This is a genomic window from Ferrovibrio sp. GW821-FHT12B10, assembly GCF_058807515.1.
Window position 1 is genome coordinate 1733720 of sequence record NZ_JBXAQT010000001.1, and the last position, 20087, is coordinate 1753806.

Here is a 20087-nt window from a genome sequence, read left to right on the forward strand (position 1 = left end):
CATCCCCAGACTGAAATCCTGCCTGCATCAAAGCAAGCCCGTTCAGCCCGGGTCAAGGTATTCAAGCAATAATCCGGCCTTACCAGATGCCGAACCAGACACCCCAGCCATGGATCACGCCGATGGGGAAGAAGATCGCCCCGGCGATCAGGAAGCCCCATTCATTCTGGGTGAAGCAGGTGTAGAGATGCGTCACCCAGCCGGCGAAGCTGAGGCCGAAGACGGCGAAGGCGGCAAAAGCGAAGCGTTTGATGAAGTCGATCATGATGGCAGGTCTCCTGCCACCCTAACGGTCTGGCTGCGCTTTTAGTTCGGCTGCATGAAATCGCGGGCGATCGCCGCGCCGAGCTCGATATTGGTATCGATCAGGTTGGTCAGGTATTCGTGCAGGCCATCGGTGAAGATCGTATCGATATTGTCGTAGCGCAGTTTGAGCAGCATGCTCTCGGCCAGGCGCACGGAGGGGTAGTCGCGGCGATAGCTTTCGCGCAGGTATTGCAGGATCTGCACGATCTCGGCGAAGCAGGCATGCAGTGAGCGCGGGAAGTCCTCGCGCAGCACCAGCAGCTCGGCCACCTTCAACGGCCGGATCGAGTCACGATAGATCTGGCGGTAGATGCGGAAGGCCGAGACCGAGCGCAGCAGCGCGCCCCACTGGTAATAGTCGACCGCGCCGCCGATATCGCCGGGCGAGGGCAGCAGCACATGATACTTCACATCCAGGATGCGCGCGGTTGAATCGGCGCGCTCCAGCAGCGTGCCCAGCCGCATGAACCGGTAGGCGTCGTCGCGCTGCATGGTGCCCTCGGCCACGCCGCGGAACAGCTGGCTGCGCTCGCGCACCCAGTCGAAGAAAGTCGAGAAGCCGTCGGCCTCCACCTTGGCCATGCTGAAGGTGCGCATCTCGAGCCAGGAGGCATTGATGCTTTCCCAGGCTTCCGAGGTGATCTGCGCCCGCATGGCGCGCGCATTCTCGCGGCCGGCCTTGAGGCAGGCATGGATGGAGGACGGGTTGTCCGGCGCGAAGGCCAGGAAATCGATCACCGCACGCCGCGTCGCCGGCCCGCCATGCAGGGCGAAGGATTTGTCGCAGCCGGCGATGATCAGGGCGGCTTCCCATTCGTCATTGCGGCCGACGCCACCATGGGTCGACTGCATGCTCATGCGATGCGCCACGCCCAGGATGCGGGCCATGGCTTCGGTGCGCTCGATATAGCGCGTCATCCAGTAGAGGTTATCGGCGGCGCGGCTGAGCATATCAGTCCTCGCCCTCGGTGATGTCAGGCGCGTCTTCCAGCACCCAGGTGTCCTTGGTGCCGCCGCCCTGGCTGGAATTCACCACCAGCGAACCTTCCCTCAATGCAACACGGGTCAAGCCACCTGGAACGACGCGCATGGTCTCGCCGCTGAGCACGAAAGGCCGTAGGTCGACATGGCGCGGCGCGATGCCGCTTTCCACAAAGGTGGGGCAGGTGCTGAGCGCCAATGTGGGCTGTGCGATATAGGCTTCCGGCTTGGCCACGATCTTGGCACGGAAGGCCTCGATCTCGGCCTTGGAGGAGCGCGGCCCCACCAGCATGCCGTAGCCGCCCGAGCCATGCACTTCCTTCACCACCAGCTCGGCCAGATGCTCCAGCGTGTATTTCAGGTCGTCGGGCCGGCGCAGCACATAGGTGGGCACATTGGCCAGCAGCGGCTCCTCGCCGAGATAGAAGCGCACCATGTCGGGCACATACGGATAGATCGACTTGTCATCGGCGACGCCGGTGCCGACGGCATTGGACAATGTCACGTTGCCGGCCTTGTAGGCATTGAAGATGCCGGGCACGCCGATCATCGAATCCTTGCGGAAGACCTTGGGATCGAGGAAGTCGTCATCCAGGCGGCGATAGATCACGTCGACGCGCTTGAGCCCGCCGACGGTGCGCATGTAGACGATGTCGTCCTTGACGACGAGATCGCCGCCTTCCACCAGCTCGATGCCCATCTGCTCTGCCAGGAAGACATGCTCGAAGTAAGCCGAGTTGTAGACGCCGGGCGTGAGCAGGGCCACCGTGGGCTCGCCCTCGCAGGTCGGCGGCGCGCTCTCACGCAGCGTCTGCAGCAGCGCATCGGGATAATGGCCGACCGGTGCCACGCGCACGGCGGCGAAGAGATCGGGGAAGAGACGCATCATCGCCTCGCGGTTCTCCAGCATGTAGGAGACGCCCGACGGCGTGCGGCAGTTGTCTTCCAGCACGTAGAAATCATTTTCGCCGGTGCGCACCACGTCGATGCCGGCGATATGGGTATAGGTCTGGCGCGCGATCTTGACGTCGCGCATGTGGTTCACGTAGGCGGCGTTCTTGAGGATCAGATCCTCGGGGATCGTGCCGGCGCGCAGGATCTCGCGCTTGTGATAGATATCGTCGAGGAAAGCGTTGAGCGCGCGCACGCGCTGCTTCAGGCCGCGACGCAGTTTGCGCCATTCCTTGGCGGCGATGATGCGCGGCACGATGTCGAAGGGGATCAGGCGTTCGGTGTCACCGCCCTCGCCATAGACGGCAAAGGTGATGCCAAGGCGGCGGAACAGCAGGTCGGCTTCCTGGCGGCGGCGCGCCAGCATGTCGCCGGGCGCGGCATCGAGCCAGCGCTTGTAATCCTGATAGGGGGCACGGACCCCCGCACTCTGGGACTGTGACTGGCCAGCCTGGGACTGGCTCTGACCGGCAGCCGGGCCGGTATCCATCTCGTCAAAAGCGGTCAAGGGATCAGGTTCTCCGCGACGAGAACGAACAGAAACGGGTTCCGTTCGATTTAATCGGAAAAAAGGCGGAGAGAAAAGCAGATAGCGCGGGGGAAGAGACAAAAGCGGCGAACAGACGACCCGCGCAGCCGCGCCCACCTTTCAGGGAGAGAAGAAGCAACCCGGGCCGGCGGGTGGGAAGGCCGGCCCGGGTCTCTTCGCGTTGCCTGTTACTGCACCGTCTCGCCGTGCAGGTTCAGGTCGAGACCATCGCGCTCGGTGGCCTCGTCGACGCGCAGACCGATGGTCCAGTCGATGATCTTCAGGATGATCAGGGTCACAACCGCGGTGAACACGATGGTGATCAGAACACCGTAGACCTGGGTCAGGACCTGACCGGCATTGCCGTCGAGCAGGCCGAGCGGTGCGTCCTTGCCAGCGATCGCCGCCTTGGCGAACACACCGGTCAGAACCGCACCGACGATGCCGCCGATGCCATGGACGCCGAAGGCATCCAGGCTGTCGTCATAGCCCAGCGCATTCTTCACCGTGGTGGCGGCGACGAAGCAGACGATACCGGCGACGATGCCGATGATCAGCGCGCCCATCGGATCGACGAAGCCCGAAGCCGGGGTGATCGCGACCAGACCGGCAACCGCACCGGAGACAATGCCGAGCACGCTCGGCTTGCCGCGGGCGAGCCACTCCGAGAACATCCAGGCGAGCGCAGCGGCCGCCGTGGCGATCTGGGTGACGGCCATGGCCATGCCGGCATTGGCGCTGGCGCCAACCGCCGAACCGGCGTTGAAGCCGAACCAGCCGACCCACAGCAGACCGGCGCCGATGATCGACAGCGTCAGGTTATGCGGCGCATGGCTGACCTTGCCGTAGCCCTGGCGCTTGCCGAGCACGAGGCAGGCCACCAGACCGGCGACGCCAGCATTGATGTGCACCACGGTGCCGCCGGCGAAATCGAGCACGCCCATCTCGCCCATCAGACCGCCGCCCCAGACCATGTGGCAGATCGGCGCGTAGACGAAGATCAGCCAGAGGCCGATGAACCACAGCATCGCCGAGAACTTCATGCGGTCGGCGAAGGCGCCGGTGATCAGCGCCGGGGTGATGATGGCGAAGGTCAGCTGGAAGGTCATGAAGACCGTTTCCGGGATGGTCTTGGCCAGATCGTTGACGCTGTCGATGGCGAGGCCGGACAGGAACAGGTTCCCGAAGCCGCCGATGATGGCGTTGCCTTCCGAGAAGGCCAGGCTATAGCCGACGATCATCCAGAGCACGGTGACCAGGCAGGTGATGGCGAAGCTCTGCATCATGATGGCGAGCACATTCTGCTTGCGCACCATGCCGCCATAGAAGAGGGCGAGGCCCGGGATGGTCATCATCAGGACCAGCGCGGTCGAGGTGAGCATCCAGGCGGTGTCGCCGGTGTCGAGCTTGGGTGCAGCGGCAGCGGCGTCCTGGGCGAAGCCCACGGACGGCAGCAGGGCGAACAGTGCGGCCAGCAGAAGGCCGAAAAGCATATAGGCCGACCAGCCGACCTGTCGGTCGGTCGTCGCCGTGTTAATCGAGACGGTGGGGAGTTGCATGACGGTTTAATCCTCCTGTCGGTGAAGGTCACCCCAGTTTCCGGTCCGGTGCCGGGAAGATCCCGACTCCGGCAGACCGTTCCGGTTCCCCCCAATGAGAATCCGGTGGCCCACCCCTGGCGCATACCTCTGCCCGAAAGAGTTACAAGAAGCGTGCCAGCGGGTTGCATTGCGGCAAATATGGCGGAATTGGGGAATCCGCTGTCCAGGCTGGCTATTGTAGTGCCGAACGGTGCTTGGCGTGATTAATTTTTATGCCATTGCCCGGGTTTTGGTGCTTTTTTAAGCGCCGCATACTGCCTGTTTTGAGAGCCGTCGCCGAAAGCGGCGGGCCTTCGTCATGCTTCGTTTGCGTTCGCTTGGCGTCGTTTCAGTTCGTTTTGGTTCGTTCGGTTTCGCGGGCGTTCGCCGGGCTTCGTCAGCCTTCGCTGGTGCGCAACGGGTGCCGCCCGCACAGCGCCATGATACGAACCGCCGCTCACCAACAAGAACATATAGGGGTCATAGCCCGGCTTTCAAGCGCGGCATCGCAGGCTGGGCCGCCGGCCATGGGCCGGCCCCGTCACCGCCGACGCGCCCGGTCGGTCAAGGTCTTGGCCCAGCGCCACATCTGCTCGACCGCATCGCCGTCATCGATTCCGGGTGGCGGCCCGCGATGGATGGCGGCCTCCAGTCCGGCGTCGCGCGCCTCGCGTGGCGTCATGCCGAAATGGGCCCGGAAGGCATGACTGAAATGGCTGGGCCAGGTGAAGCCGAAATCGAGCGCGATGTCGAAGATGCGGCGATGACGGTGCTCGGCGGAACTGATTGCCTTGAAACAGGCCACCAGCCGGCGGCGACGGATATGCTCATGCACGCCGCCATGGGAATGGAACAGGCGGTACAGCGTCGCCCGGGAAAACCGCAGATGGCGGCAGATGGCATCCACGCCCAGATCCGGGTCGCCGAGATGGCTGTCGATATAACGGCAGGCGGCCTGGAATACGGCGGGCCGCGCCGCACTTGAGTCGATGTCGTGCCGCAGGGTCAGAGAATCAAGAAGCGCCAGGGTCGCCCTTGTCAGCACAGGCGCTTCGTCCGCCGTCGCAAACTCAAGGCTGTTGCGAAGCGAGACAAAATAGTCCGAGCAAATCTGCGCCGCGGCGGAGCCCGGGGCGAACAAGGCGCCGCGCCGGTCGATCAGATGGGGCAGGTCGTCGCGCATCAGGTCGCGCGACAGAACCAGGGCCAGCACATGAGAATCGGTGGAGATGGACTTGGCCTGATAGGCGAGATTCACCGCGCAGACATTGCCCGGCCGCTGCACATATTCATCCGCCCCGTTGATGGCGCGGTTCTCGCCCGTGACAAAAAGCTGCAGCAGCAGATGGTCGGAATCATCGTAGCGCCGCATCCATTGCCGGTCGCGATCGTAGGTCTGCGCGGAAAAACGGGAGTCGGCGAACAGAATCCTGCCCAGATTGAACTGGTGAATCTGGGGGGCGCTCTGCGGCTCATCGGGGCGGGCGACAGGGCGGGCATCGAAATAGGGGGCTAGGCTGTTTCGCCACAGCAGGGGAAGCTGGTCCGCAGGAACGATGCCGGGCGCAAGCGAAGCCCGTGGAATTGGCGGCTGCGGCTTTGACTCGCTCATCCAGAACGCGTCCCTCCTGGGGACGGTGAAATCTTGGGCTGGTGTAAAGGGACGGGATGGCGGCCAGGTCCGCCCCGTCGGCCAGACTGTAGAAGCCGCCATGGCTGCCAACAAGCACGCTGAACTTCTCCGGGGATGGCGACCGGCCCCGCACGATCCCTGAGCGAGCCGGCCTTTGCGTATGCGGCCTCTATTAAGGCACATGCAACCGAATGGATGAGGGAGGAATGGCTTAATGGACGCATGACCGGCAGCGGCCATGCCGAAACCAGGCGCGATGTCCGCACCTGGCGTCTCGATCATGTCGGACAGACAAACGTTGTCCGCCCCGGTTCCTGACCGGGGCGGACGCCGTCGCCGTGCGCCGCTTTTAGGGCTGCGGAGCAACCGTCTGGAAAAACACGAAGACCTCACCACCCCTGGCCTGCGTGGCGGTGTCGCGCAGAACCACCGATCCTGAGAACGTATCGATGTCCTGCGTTGCAATAGGAGACGCCCCACCGGTGATGGTCACGTTCACCGGATAGCTTGCGCCTGACGTACCCACAGCCGCGGAAATAGTATTGGTCGGGCAGGCCGCGAGGGGCGTAAAGTTTTCATATGGCCGCCCGCGGAAATTCTTTGCGCAGGTAATGGTGTTCCGGCCCGTCGCCGGCGCGGTATCGGCGAAAGGAAAAGTGTCGATGGGCTGAGTGCTTATCTTGCCCACGCCATTCGCGACCTCGAACTTCGCACGCAGATATCTGCTGCTGAGGGGCGAGCCAGAGAAGAAGACCGGGAATGTCACCGGATTGCCGTTCGGATCGGTCACGCCACCCACCGACAGACTATTTTGTTCGGCCGAAACATAGCCGACAGAATTGTGATGATGGCCGACGAAGATCGCTTTTATATTCTGGGCGTATCTACCCAGGACGTCCTGATATCCCGCCAGTAAAGCGGTCCCACAGGCTGTGTCGGGACAAAACTGGGGCTTGTGGAAATTCAGGATGATATAGGGATTCCCATTCTGGATCGCCTTGTCCAGGTCCTTGCGTAACCATGAATGGGTGTCTCCTGGCAGCGGCACCACCGGCGAATTTACGCTGATGTCCCACGAGGAAACGCCGCTGGAGAAGCCGTGGGTGAATTCCGTTGCATAGCCGGGATAGTTGTTCAGCTGGACAAAATGAAACGGCGGCACATCCCAGGAGTATGCCATGCTTCCCTGGATGTTCAGGCTGCTGCCGGCCTGGGCGGGATTGGGCTGCCAATTCCGGATGTCGAAGTTCTCATTGATCAGTTTGTAGTAGCCAAGCTGAAGGATCCGGTTGCCGATATATTGAATCATCCGGGCAGGGCGGGAATTCCACCCCACGGTGCCTTTGGTTTCAAAGATGCGCTGAACGCCGACATTGTTTTCGTAATCATGGTTGCCGAGACCCGGATATACGAATTGATTCCACTTGATCGGATTGTCGTAGACGTAAAGGGAATCGAATTCACTCTTCTGGTTCTCCGCCCCGCCTTCCGTCAGGTCGCCGTTGATGACCACCCCCTTCAACGGATAAGAACCAGCATTGAGAGCGGTGGCGTCGCTAACAATCGCCCCGATCTGGGCCCAATTCACGGACCGGGATTGGTCGTCGCCACTTCCGTAATGGGTGTTGTAACAGTATTCGCTGTACGCCGTCATGACGTGACCGTCTTCATTGGGATCGGTCGTGCAGTTCCGGAAAAACTGCGTGTCCGCCATGAAGATCATGGAAAACTGCGAAGACGGGCTGGTGCCGCTGCCTTGCGCGCGGGCATCGGCGGCTAAAGCGCCGACCGCGAGAACACATGAAAAGACAAGCAGACGCGCAGTGCTGCAAACCGACATTTCGATCCCCCTTAGAGATTATCTATCCCATCGCCATCGAGCCTCGCGTGTCGGTGTGCCGACCGCGACTGCGATGCCATGACAACCCTACGCTGCCGGCCGGAGACGGAATTGCTTCGCCGTCTCGGAAGACTGTCGCTATCGTCTCGGCGACGATGGGGAGCGCAAGACCGCGCCGCCCGGTCGGGGACACGGGCAGAGGCGATCAAGCCGCGACGCTGCGCGCGTCGCGGCTTGATCGCCGAAATGCCTGCTAAAAAATGCTGAACGGCCCGGCGCGGAAAGCCGGGCGCTGTGGTGGAGGCGGCTTAGAGCCCCTTGAACCGGTAGGTGACGCCGACCATGAGTCCGTGTGTCTCGAGTTTGCCCAGATGGTCCAGGCTGCCGCCGGAGTTGTTGGTCGAGGTCGTCTCGGACGACGCGGTTATCTGTCCGAACCGGGTATAGAGATAATCGCCGCGGAGCGACCAGTCTCCGCCCAGCGCATATTCACCGCCGAGCCCGAGGCTCCATCCGGCCACCAGCTTGGACTCCGAGCTGCGGGAATAACCGCTGAAGGCATTGTCGGTGTACAGGACATCCAGCTTCAGCCGCGTGGCCGCAAGGCCGCCGGTGACATAGGCGAGCCAGTTATCCTGCGCCCAGCCCAGCCGCGGCCGCACCGTCGCCATCCAGTCGGCCGAAACCGATTGCTTGAGTGTGTACTGCGCGGTGGGAACCGTTATGAACGTCTCGGTCACCGAGTGCTCTTCGTGCAGGAAAAGGGTATTGGCACTCGCCTCGATCCCGACGACGACATTCCCGAACTGCTTGCCGTAGCCGGTTGCAAGGCCGGCCGAAGGGCGCCACTGGTCGATCTCGTTATCGCCGGCACGGGCAATCTGCCTGGCATCGGTCGCATCCAGGTACTTTTGGACGCCGACCGTCGTCTTCGCTTGCGCCTCGCCCATGGTCCCGCCCGCGAAGCCGCTGACATATAAACCCGACCAGTCGAGGACCGGCGCCGGCTGCGCCAGAGCGCCGCCGCTCAGTCCGCCCACCAGTGCAACGATAAAACCGACAGCAACCCCACGCATCCCAGCCCCCCGGCCCGTACGAAACCCCAGGGGGAATCTGGCATTATCCCAAACGCCTGTCACGTCTTCGTGAAGTGCCCCGCGTCATTTGAGACGCTGACGACATAAAAAGTGATGCGCACGACAGATCCGCGCGGCGCAACCATCCGGAAAAGATGTTGTGGAGCCGCTACCCTCAACCTGGCAGCGGTGGTTAATCCGGCTTGAAGTCGAGCGAAACGCCGTTGATGCAATAGCGCAGCCCGGTCGGCTGCGGGCCGTCCTCGAAGACATGGCCGAGATGGCCCTGGCAGCTTTTGCAATGCACTTCGATGCGACGCATGCCGTGGCTGGTGTCGATGCTGGCCGCGACATTCTCCTCGACCGGCGCATAGAAGCTCGGCCAGCCGCTGCCGCTGTCGTATTTGGTGTCGGACTTGAACAACAGCGCACCGCAGCCGGCGCAGTGATAGTCGCCCGGTCGCTTTTCGTGATTGAGCGGCGAGGTGCCGGCGCGCTCGGTGCCATGATTGCGTAGCACGCGCTCGGCTTCCTTGGACAGCGGCTTCACGGAGCCACAGGTCGGGGCGGATTTGGTGTCGGTCATGAGAAATCCTCCGTGACCTCAACTAGGTCGGCTGTCGTAGTTGGACAGCAGTGGCCGTGCAAAAAAATCTCAAATTTCTGTAACCGGCGCCGGGGCAGCGCCGTCTAACGCATGCATCCCCATCACAAGGAGACACAGATGCATGACGCGATAATCTTCACCCCGTACCCTGAACATCACGCCTTGATGTGGGCAGAAAACGGCTTGCTATTCATCCTGGCAATCTTCGCCGTTTATGCCGTGGTCGTATTGAGCCGGCGTTTATAGCTCAGCGCCGGCTGAGCTTCTTCGCCAGCTCGTCGAGCTGTTCGAGCGACCGGTAATGTAGCACCAGCTTGCCGGCTTCGGGGTTGCCCGGCTCGCCTTCGATCTCGGCCTTCAGGCCAAGCGCCGCCGTGATGCCGCGCTCAAACGCCAGCGTGTCGGCGTCCTTCTTGGCAATATCGGCGGCAGGCTTCTTCACCGTGGCGTTGGTCGGGCGGCCGCCTTTCTTGGCGGCGGCCGGCGTGCCGACCTCGCGGCCGACGGCGACCAGCTTTTCCACCTGGCGCACGGTGAGCTGCCCCTCGACGATGCGCTGGGCCAGTTCGACCGCCAGCGCATGGCCGATCAGCGGCCGGGCCTGGCCGGCGGACAGCTTGCCGTCGATGATCATCTGCACGACGGCCTTGGGCAGCTGGCGCAGGCGCGTGATATTGGCGACATGGCTGCGGCTCTTGCCGATGACCTGGGCGATCTGGTCCTGGCTGTAGCCGAACTCGTCGGCGAGCTGCAGGAACGCGCCCGCCTCTTCCATGGCGTTCAGGTCTTCGCGCTGCAGGTTTTCGATCAGGCCGATCTCGACCGCGTCGCGGTCGGAGATCTCCTTGATCACCACCGGCACGGCATGCAGCTTGGCGATCTGCGAGGCGCGCCAGCGGCGCTCGCCGGCGATGATCTCGTAACCCTGCCCGTCCTTGGCGCGGCGCACCAGCAGCGGCTGCAGGATGCCCTTGGCCTTGATCGACTGCGCCAGCTCCTCCAGCGCCTCCTTGGGGAAGGACTTGCGCGGCTGATACGGGTTGGGCTTGAGCTGTTCGATCGGCACTTCGCGCACGCCGCCGGCCGGGCCGCGCGCGGCGGCCGCTTCGGAGCCCGGCGCCGGCTCGCCCATCAGGGCCGCAAGACCTCTGCCCAGGCCGCGTCGTTTCGGATCGTCGATCATCTCTACTCAGTACCTTCTCACTTTGTCACCCCGGGCTTGACCCGGGGTCCCATTAAAAAATGGGATGCCGGCTCAAGGCCGGCATGACGAAAAAACAAACTACTCGGCCGCGTCGCGCAGCGCCTGCTCGCGTTTGATCACCTCGCGCGCCAGCGCCATGTAGGCGGTGCTGCCGGGTGCGCGGTGATCGTAGATCAGCGCCGGCACGCCATGGCTGGGCGCTTCGGAGATCCGCACATTGCGCGGGATCACGGTGTCGTAAACCTTGTCGCCGAGGAAGCCGCGCACGTCCGCGGCAACTTGATCCGAGAGGTTGTTGCGCTTGTCGAACATGGTCAGCACCACGCCCTGCACATCCAGCGTGGGGTTGAGCGTGGTGCGCACGCGCTCGACCGTGCGCAGCAACTGGCTCAGACCTTCGAGCGCGAAGAACTCGCATTGCAGCGGCACCAGCACCGCATCGGCGCCGACCATGGCGTTCACGGTCAGCAGGGTCAGCGACGGCGGGCAGTCGATCAGCACGTGATCGAACCCGGCGAGCCGGCCCTCGATGGCGTTTTTCAAACGATGGGTGCGATGCTCGAGATCCATCATCTCCAACTCGGCGCCGGCCAGTTCGACATTCGCCGGCACGATGGAGAGATTGGGGACTTTCGTGGGCCGGATGGTCTCTTCCAGCTCGGCCGCGCCCATCAGCAGTTCGTAGGTGCCGAAGTCGCGCTCGTCATGGGTGAGGCCGAGACCTGTAGACGCATTGCCCTGCGGATCAGAGTCGATCAGGAGCACGCGCTCGCCGACGGCGGCCAACGCGGTGGCCAGGTTGATCGCCGTCGTGGTCTTGCCGACGCCGCCCTTCTGGTTGGCGATCGCCAGGACGCGGGCCTGCCTCGGCTCATGTTCTTGATTCGTACTGGTCACGCCGGTTCCGGGTCTGTAAAGCGGATGATCCGTGCCTCGGCCTCGGTGCGGCTTGGCAGCAGATCGGGAGAGCGGAGTGTCCAATATCGCCGGGCCTCGGTCAATTCATCCCCGGCCTGCCGCCCCTTCAGGAACAGGTAGGTGGTGCCCGCGCCGCCCAGTGGCTGGGCCAGGTCGATCAGCTCTTTCAGCGGCGCCAGCGCGCGCGCCGAGATCACCTGCGGCACACCGCCCATCGCTGCATGAAGCGCCGACGCCTCGACGGCCTCGATGCGTTTCACGTGCACGGTGGCGGCCACACCCATGGCATGCGCGGTGTCGCGCAGGAAGGCCGACTTGCGCTGATCGCTTTCCACCAGATGCACATGAACATCGGACAGTGCAGCAATGACGAGGCCCGGGAAGCCGCCGCCCGATCCGAGATCGAGCCAGCGCTTCGTGTCTTGCGGGGCGTGGTCCAACAGCTGCGCGGAGTCGAGGAAGTGGCGCTGCCACAGCTCAGGCAGCGTTTTCGGCGCCACGAGGTTGATCGCCTTCTGCCACTTCTCCAGCCGCTCGGCGTAAGTCCGCAGCCGCGCCAGGGCGGCGTCGCTGCACTGTGTCTGCATCTGGAAGTCTGCGGGCGTCATGGCGCGGGTTATGACGGATGCCGCGCGCCCTGTCACGGTTTCCCGTGAAACCCGGCCCTTCCCGTATCAGCCTTCCCTGTATCAGCCTTCCCAGGGATCGTAGGTGCCAAAGGACCAGATGTGGCCCTCAGGGTCGCGGCAAGAATAGCCACGGCCGCCGTAATCCTCGTCCTTGATGTCCAGCAGAATCACCGCGCCGGCCGCCTTGGCGCGGGCGTAATGCAGATCGGCATCGGGCACCACGACGTAAATTGTGGCGGTTTCCCGCCCTCCAACCTCGTCAGGCTGCACCATATGCCGGGAAAACGGCGTGTCGATGATCGAACTGAGCATCAGGATGTCGTCGCCGTAGCAGAGCTGGGCATGGGCGATACGGCCCTGGCCGTCCTCGTGGATGGCGTGTTTCTCGAAGCCGAAGGTCTGGCACAGCCACTCGATCATGGCGGGCGCATCGCGATAGCGCAGGACCGGTACGATCATACCGGGATGCTGGGCGGGTGGGCCGCTCACAGGGAGACCGGACATGCAGCTTCCTCCAGGCAGTCTTTCTTGGGCCGCAAGTCTAGCCCGCACCCGGAAACAACGCATGAAAAAGGGGGATGTTTCACGTGAAACATCCCCCTTGGCCGTTAAGTCATTGAATTATCACTACTCGGCGGCTTCGATCCCTGTCCGGCGCGCCTTTTTCACATGGCCCAGCAGCGCTGAGAGCGCCGCAGGCGTCACCCCGGAGATGCGCGCCGCCTGCCCCAGGGTGCCGGGGCGGTGCTGCTTCAGCTTGGCGCGGACCTCGTTCGACAGGCCGCCGACGGCGTCATAGTCGAGGCTGTCGGGCAGGATCAGGCTTTCGTCCTTCCGGAAGGCGACGATATCGGTCTCCTGGCGCTCCATATAGCCGGCATAGCGTCCGTCGATCTCGAGCTGCTCGACGATCTCCGGCTCCAGGCCGGCCAGTTCGGGCCAAACCTCGGCCAGGCGGTCGATGGTCATGTCCGGGTAGCCGAGCAAGGTGGCGGCCGTGCGGATCTGGCCATCCTGGTTGATGCTCAAGCCGCGCTTGGCCAGTTCCGGCGGTGTCATTTTCAGGCTCTGGACCATCGCACGCGCCGAAAAAAGGCTGTTTTCCTTGGTTTTCCAGATCGTTTCACGGGAAACATCGACGCAGCCCAGGGCGATCCCGAGCGGCGTCAGGCGTTGGTCGGCATTGTCGGCGCGCAGGCTCAGGCGGTATTCCGCCCGGCTGGTGAACATGCGATAGGGCTCCGCGGTGCCCAGATTGACCAGGTCGTCGATCATCACGCCGATATAGGCATCGGCGCGGTTCAACGTGAAACCCTCGGCATCCCCGCCCCCGGCGCTGAGCGCCGCATTCAGGCCGGCAATCAGGCCCTGGGCGGCGGCTTCCTCGTATCCGGTGGTGCCGTTGATCTGGCCGGCCAGATAAAGCCCCGGCTGGCGCTTGGTCTCCAGTGTCGGCTTCAACTCGCGCGGATCGACGTAATCATACTCGATGGCATAGCCCGGACGCAGCATCACCGCGTTTTCCAGGCCCGGAATGCATTTCAGCAGCCCGAGCTGCACGTCTTTCGGCAACGAGGTCGAGATTCCGTTCGGATAGACGGTGTCGTCATCCAGCCCTTCGGGCTCCAGGAAGATCTGATGGCGGTCGCGATCGCCGAAACGCACCACCTTGTCCTCGATCGAGGGGCAGTAGCGCGGGCCGGTGCCTTCGATCTGCCCACTATACATCGGTGCGCGATGCAGGTTGGCGCGGATGAGATCGTGGCCGGCTTTCGATGTGTAGGTCACGCCGCATTCGATCTGCGGCGTGGCGATCTCACGCGTCATGAAGCTGAAGGGCACCGGCGGATCGTCGCCCTTCTGCATCTCGAGCGATGACCAGTCGATGGTCTTGCCATCCAAACGCGGCGGCGTGCCGGTCTTCAGGCGACCTAGCGAAAACCCGCATGTTTCAAGGGTTTTCGAAAGGCCGAGCGATGGCGCTTCACCGACGCGGCCGGCCGGAATCTTCTCTTCGCCGATATGAATGAGGCCGCGCAAAAACGTGCCGGTGGTGAGAATGACTTTGGGTGCAGCGAAGAAAGAGCCATCGCCGCAGACCACGCCGCGCACCTCGCCGGCTTCGATGCGGATGTCTTCCGCCGCCGCCGCATGGATGGTGAGATTGGTCTGCGCGAACAAGATCGCCTGCATGGCCTGGCGATAGAGCTTGCGATCCGCCTGGGCGCGCGGCCCGCGCACGGCCGGCCCCTTGGAGCGATTGAGCAAACGGAACTGGATGCCAGCGGCATCGGCGACGCGGCCCATCACGCCATCCAGCGCATCGATCTCGCGCACCAGATGGCCCTTGGCCAGGCCGCCGATGGCGGGGTTGCACGACATCTCGCCGATGGTCTCAAGCTTGTGCGTCAGCAGCAGCGTGCGTGCACCGAGCCGCGCCGAAGCGGCCGCGGCTTCACAGCCAGCATGGCCGCCGCCGATCACGATGACATCGAATTTGTCCTGCATGGGCGCGGGTTCTAAGCGGTCAGGCACAGGTCGTCAAAGGGATTCGTCCACAGGCAGGGGTTTCACGTGAAACCCCCCTGTCAAGCTTTACGTTCGTTCTTTGTTCAGTCCAATATGGGGCAGTGGTCCGATCTTCGCCTTTTACAGAACGAAGGTGAACAGCACGCAGGTCGCGGTGACGAGCTGCAGCAGGTTGATGACGACGCTGACACGATGCAGCGCCTTGAACCCGCGGGCAGCTTTCGCGTCGCCGGCGTCCTTCGCTGCGCGCAGCGCATCGAGGCGCGGGATCATCCCCTGCCGCGTCAGCACGGCCAGCGCCGCGACAATCGCCATGGCCGTCGCCGCAATCGGACGCTCGATGGTGGCAAAGGATAAGGCAGCCACAGCGCCGCAGAGCATGATGACCAGGTAGTAGACCGGAAACAGCGCGCGGATGAACAGCGATGCGGTGGCGGCTTCCAGCTTGATGAAGGTGAGCGGCGCGACCACGAAGGAGAAGAAGGCCATCGCACCGGTCAGCAGCGCGGTCGCATAGAGCGCCAGAGCCATCAACATATCTGCATCCTTTTCAAAACCGCATCGTCGTCTTAGGGGCAGTCTCGCAGGCAGACATGTTCGATACAATTCCGCCGTTGACGGGATTCGAGCCTTTGGCCATAGAGAAGCCATGACACGCGATGCCATGGCTTCCCTCCTCTCGATCCGCCGTTTTCCTGTGAAGGGACTCTCCCCTCAGATACTGGATGACGCGCAGCTCGTGCCCGACCAGCCGCTTGCCGGCGACCGCCGCTTCGCGCTGGCCCATGGTGCATCGGCCTTCGACATGAGCGCGCCGGCCTTCCAGAAGAAGGCGCATTTCCTCACCTGGATCCGCAACCCGCCGCTGGCAGCCTTGGATTGCAGCTTCGATGGCACCGGCAGCAAGATCACCATCGCCAAGGATGGCAAGGTTCTGCTGAAGGATGCCGACCTCACCTCGCCGCTGAGCGCCATCGAGATCGAGACGATCATGCTCGCGCATCTGGGCGACGAGGCCACGCGCGGCAGCGTGCGGGTGGCGGAAGCGCCCGGCGCCTGGTTCGCCGACGTGCCCGATCCCTATATCTCGATCCAGAATACCGCCACGTTGCTCGAGCTCGGCCGCAAGCTCGGCGGTCCTGCGCCGCTGGATCATCGCCGCCTGCGCGGCAACCTGCTGGTCGACGGCTTCAATGCCTGGGATGAGATGAAATGGGTCGGATCGCAGATCCAGATCGGCGCCGCCGTGCTGCAGGTCGAGGCCGTCATCGGGCGCTGCGCCGCCACGCATGTGAACCCCGATACCGGCGTGTCCGACACCGATCTGGTCGGCCTGCTGAACCGCGACTACGGCCATAACAAATGCGGCGTCTATGCCCGCGTGGTCGAGGGCGGCACCATCCGCCCGGGCGATGCGGTCGGCCGGATCTTCTAAGACCGATCATCGAGGTCGCGTTTACGCAGGTTTTATGCGGGTTTTCAGCCGCTGCTGCGACGACGTGCCGCTGGACAGCCGCCGTGAACAGGCGCAGGGTCGCGCCGTGTCTCGGAGGACTGCTGCCATGATCACCCGTCGCAAGATGCTGCTCGCCTCTGTCGGTGTTGCCGCCGCTGCCGGCACCGGCATTGCCATCGCGCCGCAGGCCGCGCTGGCCTGCGAGGCGGTCCATGCCGCCGCCACCGCCAAATACGCCCGCCTGTCGCGCACCGTGGCCATGGCCGGCCAGAATGTGCTGAGCAGCCTGGTCGACATGGCCTGCCCCTGCTGCGGCGAACCGCTGGTGCTGTTCAACGGCAAAGTCGCGCTCTGACCGGGGGGCCGACCGCCCCTTCGCGGCTGCGAGAACCGCGAGTTCGTGGAATCGCCCTGCAGTTGCCCTTGTGACGCCACATTCCGGGTATGGGTTGGAGCCCTAGGAACCAGACCCCTTAAGGGGCGGCCTTGGGAACAGCGACCCGGAGTGACCGCCATGAACAATCTCGCCGCCCTGATTTTATTCGGTGCTCTCGGCACCAGCGCCGTCCCTGCCCGCGCCATGGAGCCTGTCCCCCAGCCTGCGGGGGGCACCGCGCCGATCACCTATACCCAGAGCCAGACTCTCGCGGCGCCCGGCATTGCGGCGCCCAGCCAGAGCAATGTGACCGCCGACCCAGCGGCCCAGGTCGAACCGCCGGATGGTCCGCCGGCCGGCGCGCTGTCGCTGTCGCAGATCATCAGCCAGATCGAGAGCCGGCCCGACTGCGCCTATATCAAGGACATCGACTGGGAGGACGGCCGCTACCAGGTGGTCTACCGCACCCGCGACGGCCGCGACCGCGACCTGAAGATCGATCCGCGCACCGGCCGCCCGCAGGAAGGCAGCCTGCCGCTGCCGCAGTGGTTCACGAAGGGCTAGGCTAAAGCCGTCTCATCCGGCGGCAGGTGCGAATCCTGCACCGGCCATTCGGCGCGCAACAGCGCGAAGAGGTCGCTGTCGCGCCATTGCCCGCGCACCATGAAATTCTGCCGCAGCCGGCCTTCATGGCGGAAGCCAAGTTTCTTCAACACCGCGTGGCTGCGCTCATTCTCGATATCAGCCAGCGCCGTCATGCGATGCAGGCCCAGTTCGGCAAAGCCGAAGCGCAAGGCCGCTTGCATGGCTTCCGATGCATAGCCCTTGCCGCGAATGCTGCCATCGAAGGAAAAGCCGATATTGCCCTGGCGGTGCTCGCCGGCGGCGATGCTGAGCCGCACCATGCCGATGGCGCGCCGCATCTGCTTCTCTTCCACCGCAAACAGCCAGTCACGTCCCGACGGATTCTGCGCCTCCAGCAAACGGGCCGCGATGAAGCGCGTGACCAGCTCCGACGTCAGCGCCGGGCCGGGCAGGAATTTCCAGAACTCTTCCTTCACGGCGAAGCTCTGGAACGCGGCCTCGTCCTCGGGCGTGAAGGCGCGCAGGATCAGGCGCTGGGTGCGGAAGCTCGGGAAGACGGGCAAGGCGGCGTCGGTCATGGGTGAATCGCTCATACCCTGTTATGGCGCGGCCTGTTTAAGAAAATCATAAAGACAGGTCAGAATATCACCAATAGAATGCACTATGATGTCTTCAGCGCTTTTCGAGAAATACAGGTCCGCTCTGCAATCTAAGCCGCTCTCCGCAATCTGGCGCGGATACGGATCGGCCATTTTTCTGGAATTCGGCCTGCTGTCTCACCGCGTAAAACGCGATGGTTCATCTGCCAATCCACAGGGCGAATGCACCGTCATGATTGAATGGAGTTGGCGTGTCGAAGGCGAAACTTCTGTACTTTGCGGAAGCTGGAGTGAAGAGGATATCTGGGAGCCCGTCTTCAACTCATTGATCGGCTGCAAGGTCAAGGATGTTTCAATATATGGGCGGCTTCCAGAATTACAGATCACGCTGTCGAATGATCGTTACGTTACATCTTTCATGACCTGCGACGGGCAGCCCGCTTGGGTGATGTTCATCCGGGATGAAGAGTCCCGCTACCTTTCCGTCGAGAATGGCAAGATCCAAGAAGGCGCTACTCTAGAGTCCGCCAACTCATAGCTCCTCACTTCCCGATACAAAAATCTCGGAAGATCACATCCAGCAGATCTTCCACATCGATGCGCCCGGTGATGCGGCCCAAGGCGCGCGCCGCCAGACGCACATCCTCGGCGGCCAGTTCGGCGCTGGTGTTGTTGCGCTCAGAGCCACGCAGAAACCTGTCCAAAGCCGCAATGCAATCGGTCAGCGCCTCGCGGTGGCGCGCGCGGGTCAGCGTCGCGTTTCCTGTCAGGCCGATGCGCGCCGTGACTTCGGTTTCCAGCATATCGAGCAGGGCCGCCATGCCGGTATTGCCGCGCACCGAGATCGGCAGGACAGTCCGCCCGTTGATCGCCCAGCCGCTTGGCGTGCTGGCCGCATCCATCTTGTTGGCGACCACGATGGCGTCAGAATCGATCAGCGCCTCGGTTTCCTTCGGTACGGTCGTCGCCGTGGCATCCAGCACGACCAGCTTGAGATCGGCGGATTCGGCGCGCTTCAAGGCCCGCGCCACGCCTTCATGCTCGATGCTGTCGGCCGTCTCGCGCAGGCCCGCCGTATCGGCCAGGATCACCGGATAGCCGCCGAGATCGAGATGCACCTCGATCACGTCGCGCGTGGTGCCCGGGATATCCGAGACAATCGCCGCCTCGCGTTTGCTGAGCGCATTCAGCAGCGAGGACTTGCCCACATTGGGCGCGCCGAGGATCGCCACCATCAGGCCGTCGCGTAAGCGCTCGCCGCGCTGGCGGTCATTGAGATGCCCGGCAATTTCTTCACGCAACCTGGCGATCTGCGGCTTCACCTCGGCCGCCACGCCTTCGGGCAGGTCCTCGTCGGGGAAATCGATGTCGGCTTCCAGATGCGCCAGCGCGCGCGTCAGCTGCTTGCGCCAACCCTCGTAAAGCTCGCCCAGCGCACCCTGCATCTGCCGCAGCGCCTGCCGGCGCTGGGCTTCGGTCTCGGCATTGATCAGATCGCCGAGGCCTTCCGCCGATGTCAGATCAAGTTTGCCATGCTCGAAGGCGCGCCGGCTGAACTCGCCCGGCTCGGCCATGCGCAGGCCGGACATGCTGGCCAGCGTGGCAAAGATCGCGCTCAGGACGGCGCGGCCGCCATGCACCTGCAGCTCGACCACATCCTCGCCGGTGAAGCTGTGCGGGCGCGGAAACCACAGCACCATGCCCTCATCGAGCAGCGCGCCGTCGGCGTCTTTCAGTTTGCGTAAACTGGCCGCGCGCGGTCGCGGCAACTCGCCGCCGATCAGCGTCTCCAGCGTGGCCGCCGCCTGCGGGCCGCTCAAGCGGATCACCGCGACGCCGGCCCGGCCCGGCGCAGAGGACAGCGCGTAGATGGTGTCCGGAGACATGGCTCAGCCTGCCGCCGTCATCATTTCTTCTTGGCGGAATGATCCGGGCCGTCTTCGGGTTTCAGCATCAGGCGCTGCACCCGGCCGCCCTGTTTCACATGCACGTCGAGGATCTCGTCGATATCGGCGAAGCTCTCGGCGCGATACCACACCCCGTCGGGATAGATCACCAGCACGGGGCCGAGCTCACAGCGCTCCAGGCAGCCGGCATTGTTGACGCGCACGCCCTCTTCCAGGCCAAGACCCATCTCCTTGGCGCGGGTCTTCATGTAATTGCGCAGCTTCTCGGCCCCCTTGCGCGCGCAGGAGCCGCGCGGATGGTTCTCCGGCCGCTCGTTGGTGCAGGCGAAGATATGGGCCTTGTAGAACTGCGCGGGATCGCTCGGAAGGGCGGTCATGACG

The 20087-nt window shown here is 63.6% G+C and carries 21 protein-coding genes; 4 read left to right on the forward strand and 17 right to left on the reverse strand.

Annotation, left to right across the window (positions count from 1 at the left end; genetic code table 11):
• Positions 1-79 precede the first annotated feature (79 nt).
• The 14 genes from AC1RRT_RS08790 to AC1RRT_RS08855 form a co-directional block, all read right to left on the reverse strand.
• On the reverse strand, positions 80-265 hold the full coding sequence (locus AC1RRT_RS08790) for a hypothetical protein (protein ID WP_493013410.1): 186 nt from the start codon (positions 263-265) through the stop codon (positions 80-82).
• A 41-nt stretch (positions 266-306) separates the two neighbouring features.
• The gene (locus AC1RRT_RS08795; protein WP_493013411.1) at positions 307-1257 is read right to left on the reverse strand and encodes an alpha-E domain-containing protein; all 951 of its coding nucleotides are present in this window, start codon (positions 1255-1257) and stop codon (positions 307-309) included.
• A gap of 1 nt (position 1258) precedes the next feature.
• Positions 1259-2746: a circularly permuted type 2 ATP-grasp protein gene (locus tag AC1RRT_RS08800; protein ID WP_493013412.1), complete on the reverse strand. Its 1488-nt coding sequence runs from the start codon at positions 2744-2746 to the stop codon at positions 1259-1261.
• A gap of 209 nt (positions 2747-2955) precedes the next feature.
• Positions 2956-4260, reverse strand: a complete 1305-nt coding sequence (locus AC1RRT_RS08805) for an ammonium transporter (protein WP_493015159.1) — start codon at positions 4258-4260, stop codon at positions 2956-2958.
• A 628-nt stretch (positions 4261-4888) separates the two neighbouring features.
• Positions 4889-6061: a helix-turn-helix domain-containing protein gene (locus AC1RRT_RS08810; protein WP_493015161.1), complete on the reverse strand. Its 1173-nt coding sequence runs from the start codon at positions 6059-6061 to the stop codon at positions 4889-4891.
• A gap of 268 nt (positions 6062-6329) precedes the next feature.
• Complete coding sequence (locus tag AC1RRT_RS08815) at positions 6330-7820, reverse strand: metallophosphoesterase (RefSeq protein WP_493013413.1); 1491 nt, start codon at positions 7818-7820, stop codon at positions 6330-6332.
• A 308-nt stretch (positions 7821-8128) separates the two neighbouring features.
• A complete protein-coding gene (locus tag AC1RRT_RS08820) occupies positions 8129-8896 on the reverse strand; it encodes an outer membrane protein (RefSeq protein WP_493013414.1) in 768 nt (255 codons plus the stop codon).
• 193 nt (positions 8897-9089) lie between these two features.
• Positions 9090-9482 (reverse strand): peptide-methionine (R)-S-oxide reductase MsrB, encoded by a 393-nt coding sequence (msrB, locus tag AC1RRT_RS08825; RefSeq protein ID WP_493013415.1) that lies wholly within the window; start codon positions 9480-9482, stop codon positions 9090-9092.
• Positions 9483-9750: 268 nt separating this feature from the next.
• The gene (locus AC1RRT_RS08830; protein WP_493013416.1) at positions 9751-10686 is read right to left on the reverse strand and encodes a ParB/RepB/Spo0J family partition protein; all 936 of its coding nucleotides are present in this window, start codon (positions 10684-10686) and stop codon (positions 9751-9753) included.
• A gap of 99 nt (positions 10687-10785) precedes the next feature.
• Entirely contained in the window at positions 10786-11604 is an 819-nt protein-coding gene (locus AC1RRT_RS08835) for a ParA family protein (protein ID WP_493013417.1), read from the reverse strand.
• Positions 11601-12233, reverse strand: coding sequence for a 16S rRNA (guanine(527)-N(7))-methyltransferase RsmG (gene rsmG, locus AC1RRT_RS08840; RefSeq protein ID WP_493013418.1), 633 nt, complete (start codon positions 12231-12233; stop codon positions 11601-11603). The genes AC1RRT_RS08835 and rsmG overlap by 4 nt, the downstream gene beginning before the upstream one ends.
• Positions 12234-12314: 81 nt before the next feature.
• Complete coding sequence (locus tag AC1RRT_RS08845) at positions 12315-12758, reverse strand: VOC family protein (RefSeq protein ID WP_493013419.1); 444 nt, start codon at positions 12756-12758, stop codon at positions 12315-12317.
• A gap of 123 nt (positions 12759-12881) precedes the next feature.
• Positions 12882-14762: a tRNA uridine-5-carboxymethylaminomethyl(34) synthesis enzyme MnmG gene (mnmG, locus tag AC1RRT_RS08850; protein WP_493013420.1), complete on the reverse strand. Its 1881-nt coding sequence runs from the start codon at positions 14760-14762 to the stop codon at positions 12882-12884.
• A gap of 141 nt (positions 14763-14903) precedes the next feature.
• Positions 14904-15320: a DUF4149 domain-containing protein gene (locus AC1RRT_RS08855; protein ID WP_493013421.1), complete on the reverse strand. Its 417-nt coding sequence runs from the start codon at positions 15318-15320 to the stop codon at positions 14904-14906.
• A 112-nt stretch (positions 15321-15432) separates the two neighbouring features.
• Here AC1RRT_RS08855 and AC1RRT_RS08860 point away from each other — a divergent pair, with 112 nt between their 5' ends.
• From AC1RRT_RS08860 to AC1RRT_RS08870, 3 genes are all read left to right on the forward strand, one after another.
• Positions 15433-16218, forward strand: coding sequence for an MOSC domain-containing protein (locus tag AC1RRT_RS08860; protein WP_493013422.1), 786 nt, complete (start codon positions 15433-15435; stop codon positions 16216-16218).
• A gap of 34 nt (positions 16219-16252) precedes the next feature.
• Positions 16253-16594 (forward strand): hypothetical protein, encoded by a 342-nt coding sequence (locus AC1RRT_RS08865; RefSeq protein WP_493013423.1) that lies wholly within the window; start codon positions 16253-16255, stop codon positions 16592-16594.
• Between the two features lie 159 nt (positions 16595-16753).
• Positions 16754-17179 carry a PepSY domain-containing protein gene (locus tag AC1RRT_RS08870; RefSeq protein ID WP_493013424.1) on the forward strand — a complete coding sequence of 142 codons (426 nt, stop codon included), beginning with the start codon at positions 16754-16756 and terminating at the stop codon, positions 17177-17179.
• Here the strand turns inward: AC1RRT_RS08870 and AC1RRT_RS08875 are convergent.
• Positions 17176-17778, reverse strand: a complete 603-nt coding sequence (locus tag AC1RRT_RS08875) for a GNAT family N-acetyltransferase (RefSeq protein WP_493013425.1) — start codon at positions 17776-17778, stop codon at positions 17176-17178. The two genes, AC1RRT_RS08870 and AC1RRT_RS08875, sit on opposite strands and share 4 nt — an antisense overlap.
• A gap of 85 nt (positions 17779-17863) precedes the next feature.
• On the opposite strand from AC1RRT_RS08875, the gene AC1RRT_RS08880 reads away from it, so the two are divergent.
• Positions 17864-18337, forward strand: a complete 474-nt coding sequence (locus AC1RRT_RS08880) for a hypothetical protein (RefSeq protein WP_493013427.1) — start codon at positions 17864-17866, stop codon at positions 18335-18337.
• Between the two features lie 4 nt (positions 18338-18341).
• On the opposite strand, the gene mnmE is transcribed toward AC1RRT_RS08880, so the two are convergent.
• Both mnmE and AC1RRT_RS08890 read right to left on the reverse strand, forming a co-directional pair.
• The gene (gene mnmE / locus AC1RRT_RS08885) at positions 18342-19685 is read right to left on the reverse strand and encodes a tRNA uridine-5-carboxymethylaminomethyl(34) synthesis GTPase MnmE (protein ID WP_493013428.1); all 1344 of its coding nucleotides are present in this window, start codon (positions 19683-19685) and stop codon (positions 18342-18344) included.
• A gap of 20 nt (positions 19686-19705) precedes the next feature.
• Positions 19706-20083: a (2Fe-2S) ferredoxin domain-containing protein gene (locus AC1RRT_RS08890; protein ID WP_493013429.1), complete on the reverse strand. Its 378-nt coding sequence runs from the start codon at positions 20081-20083 to the stop codon at positions 19706-19708.
• Between the last annotated feature and the right edge of the window lie 4 nt (positions 20084-20087).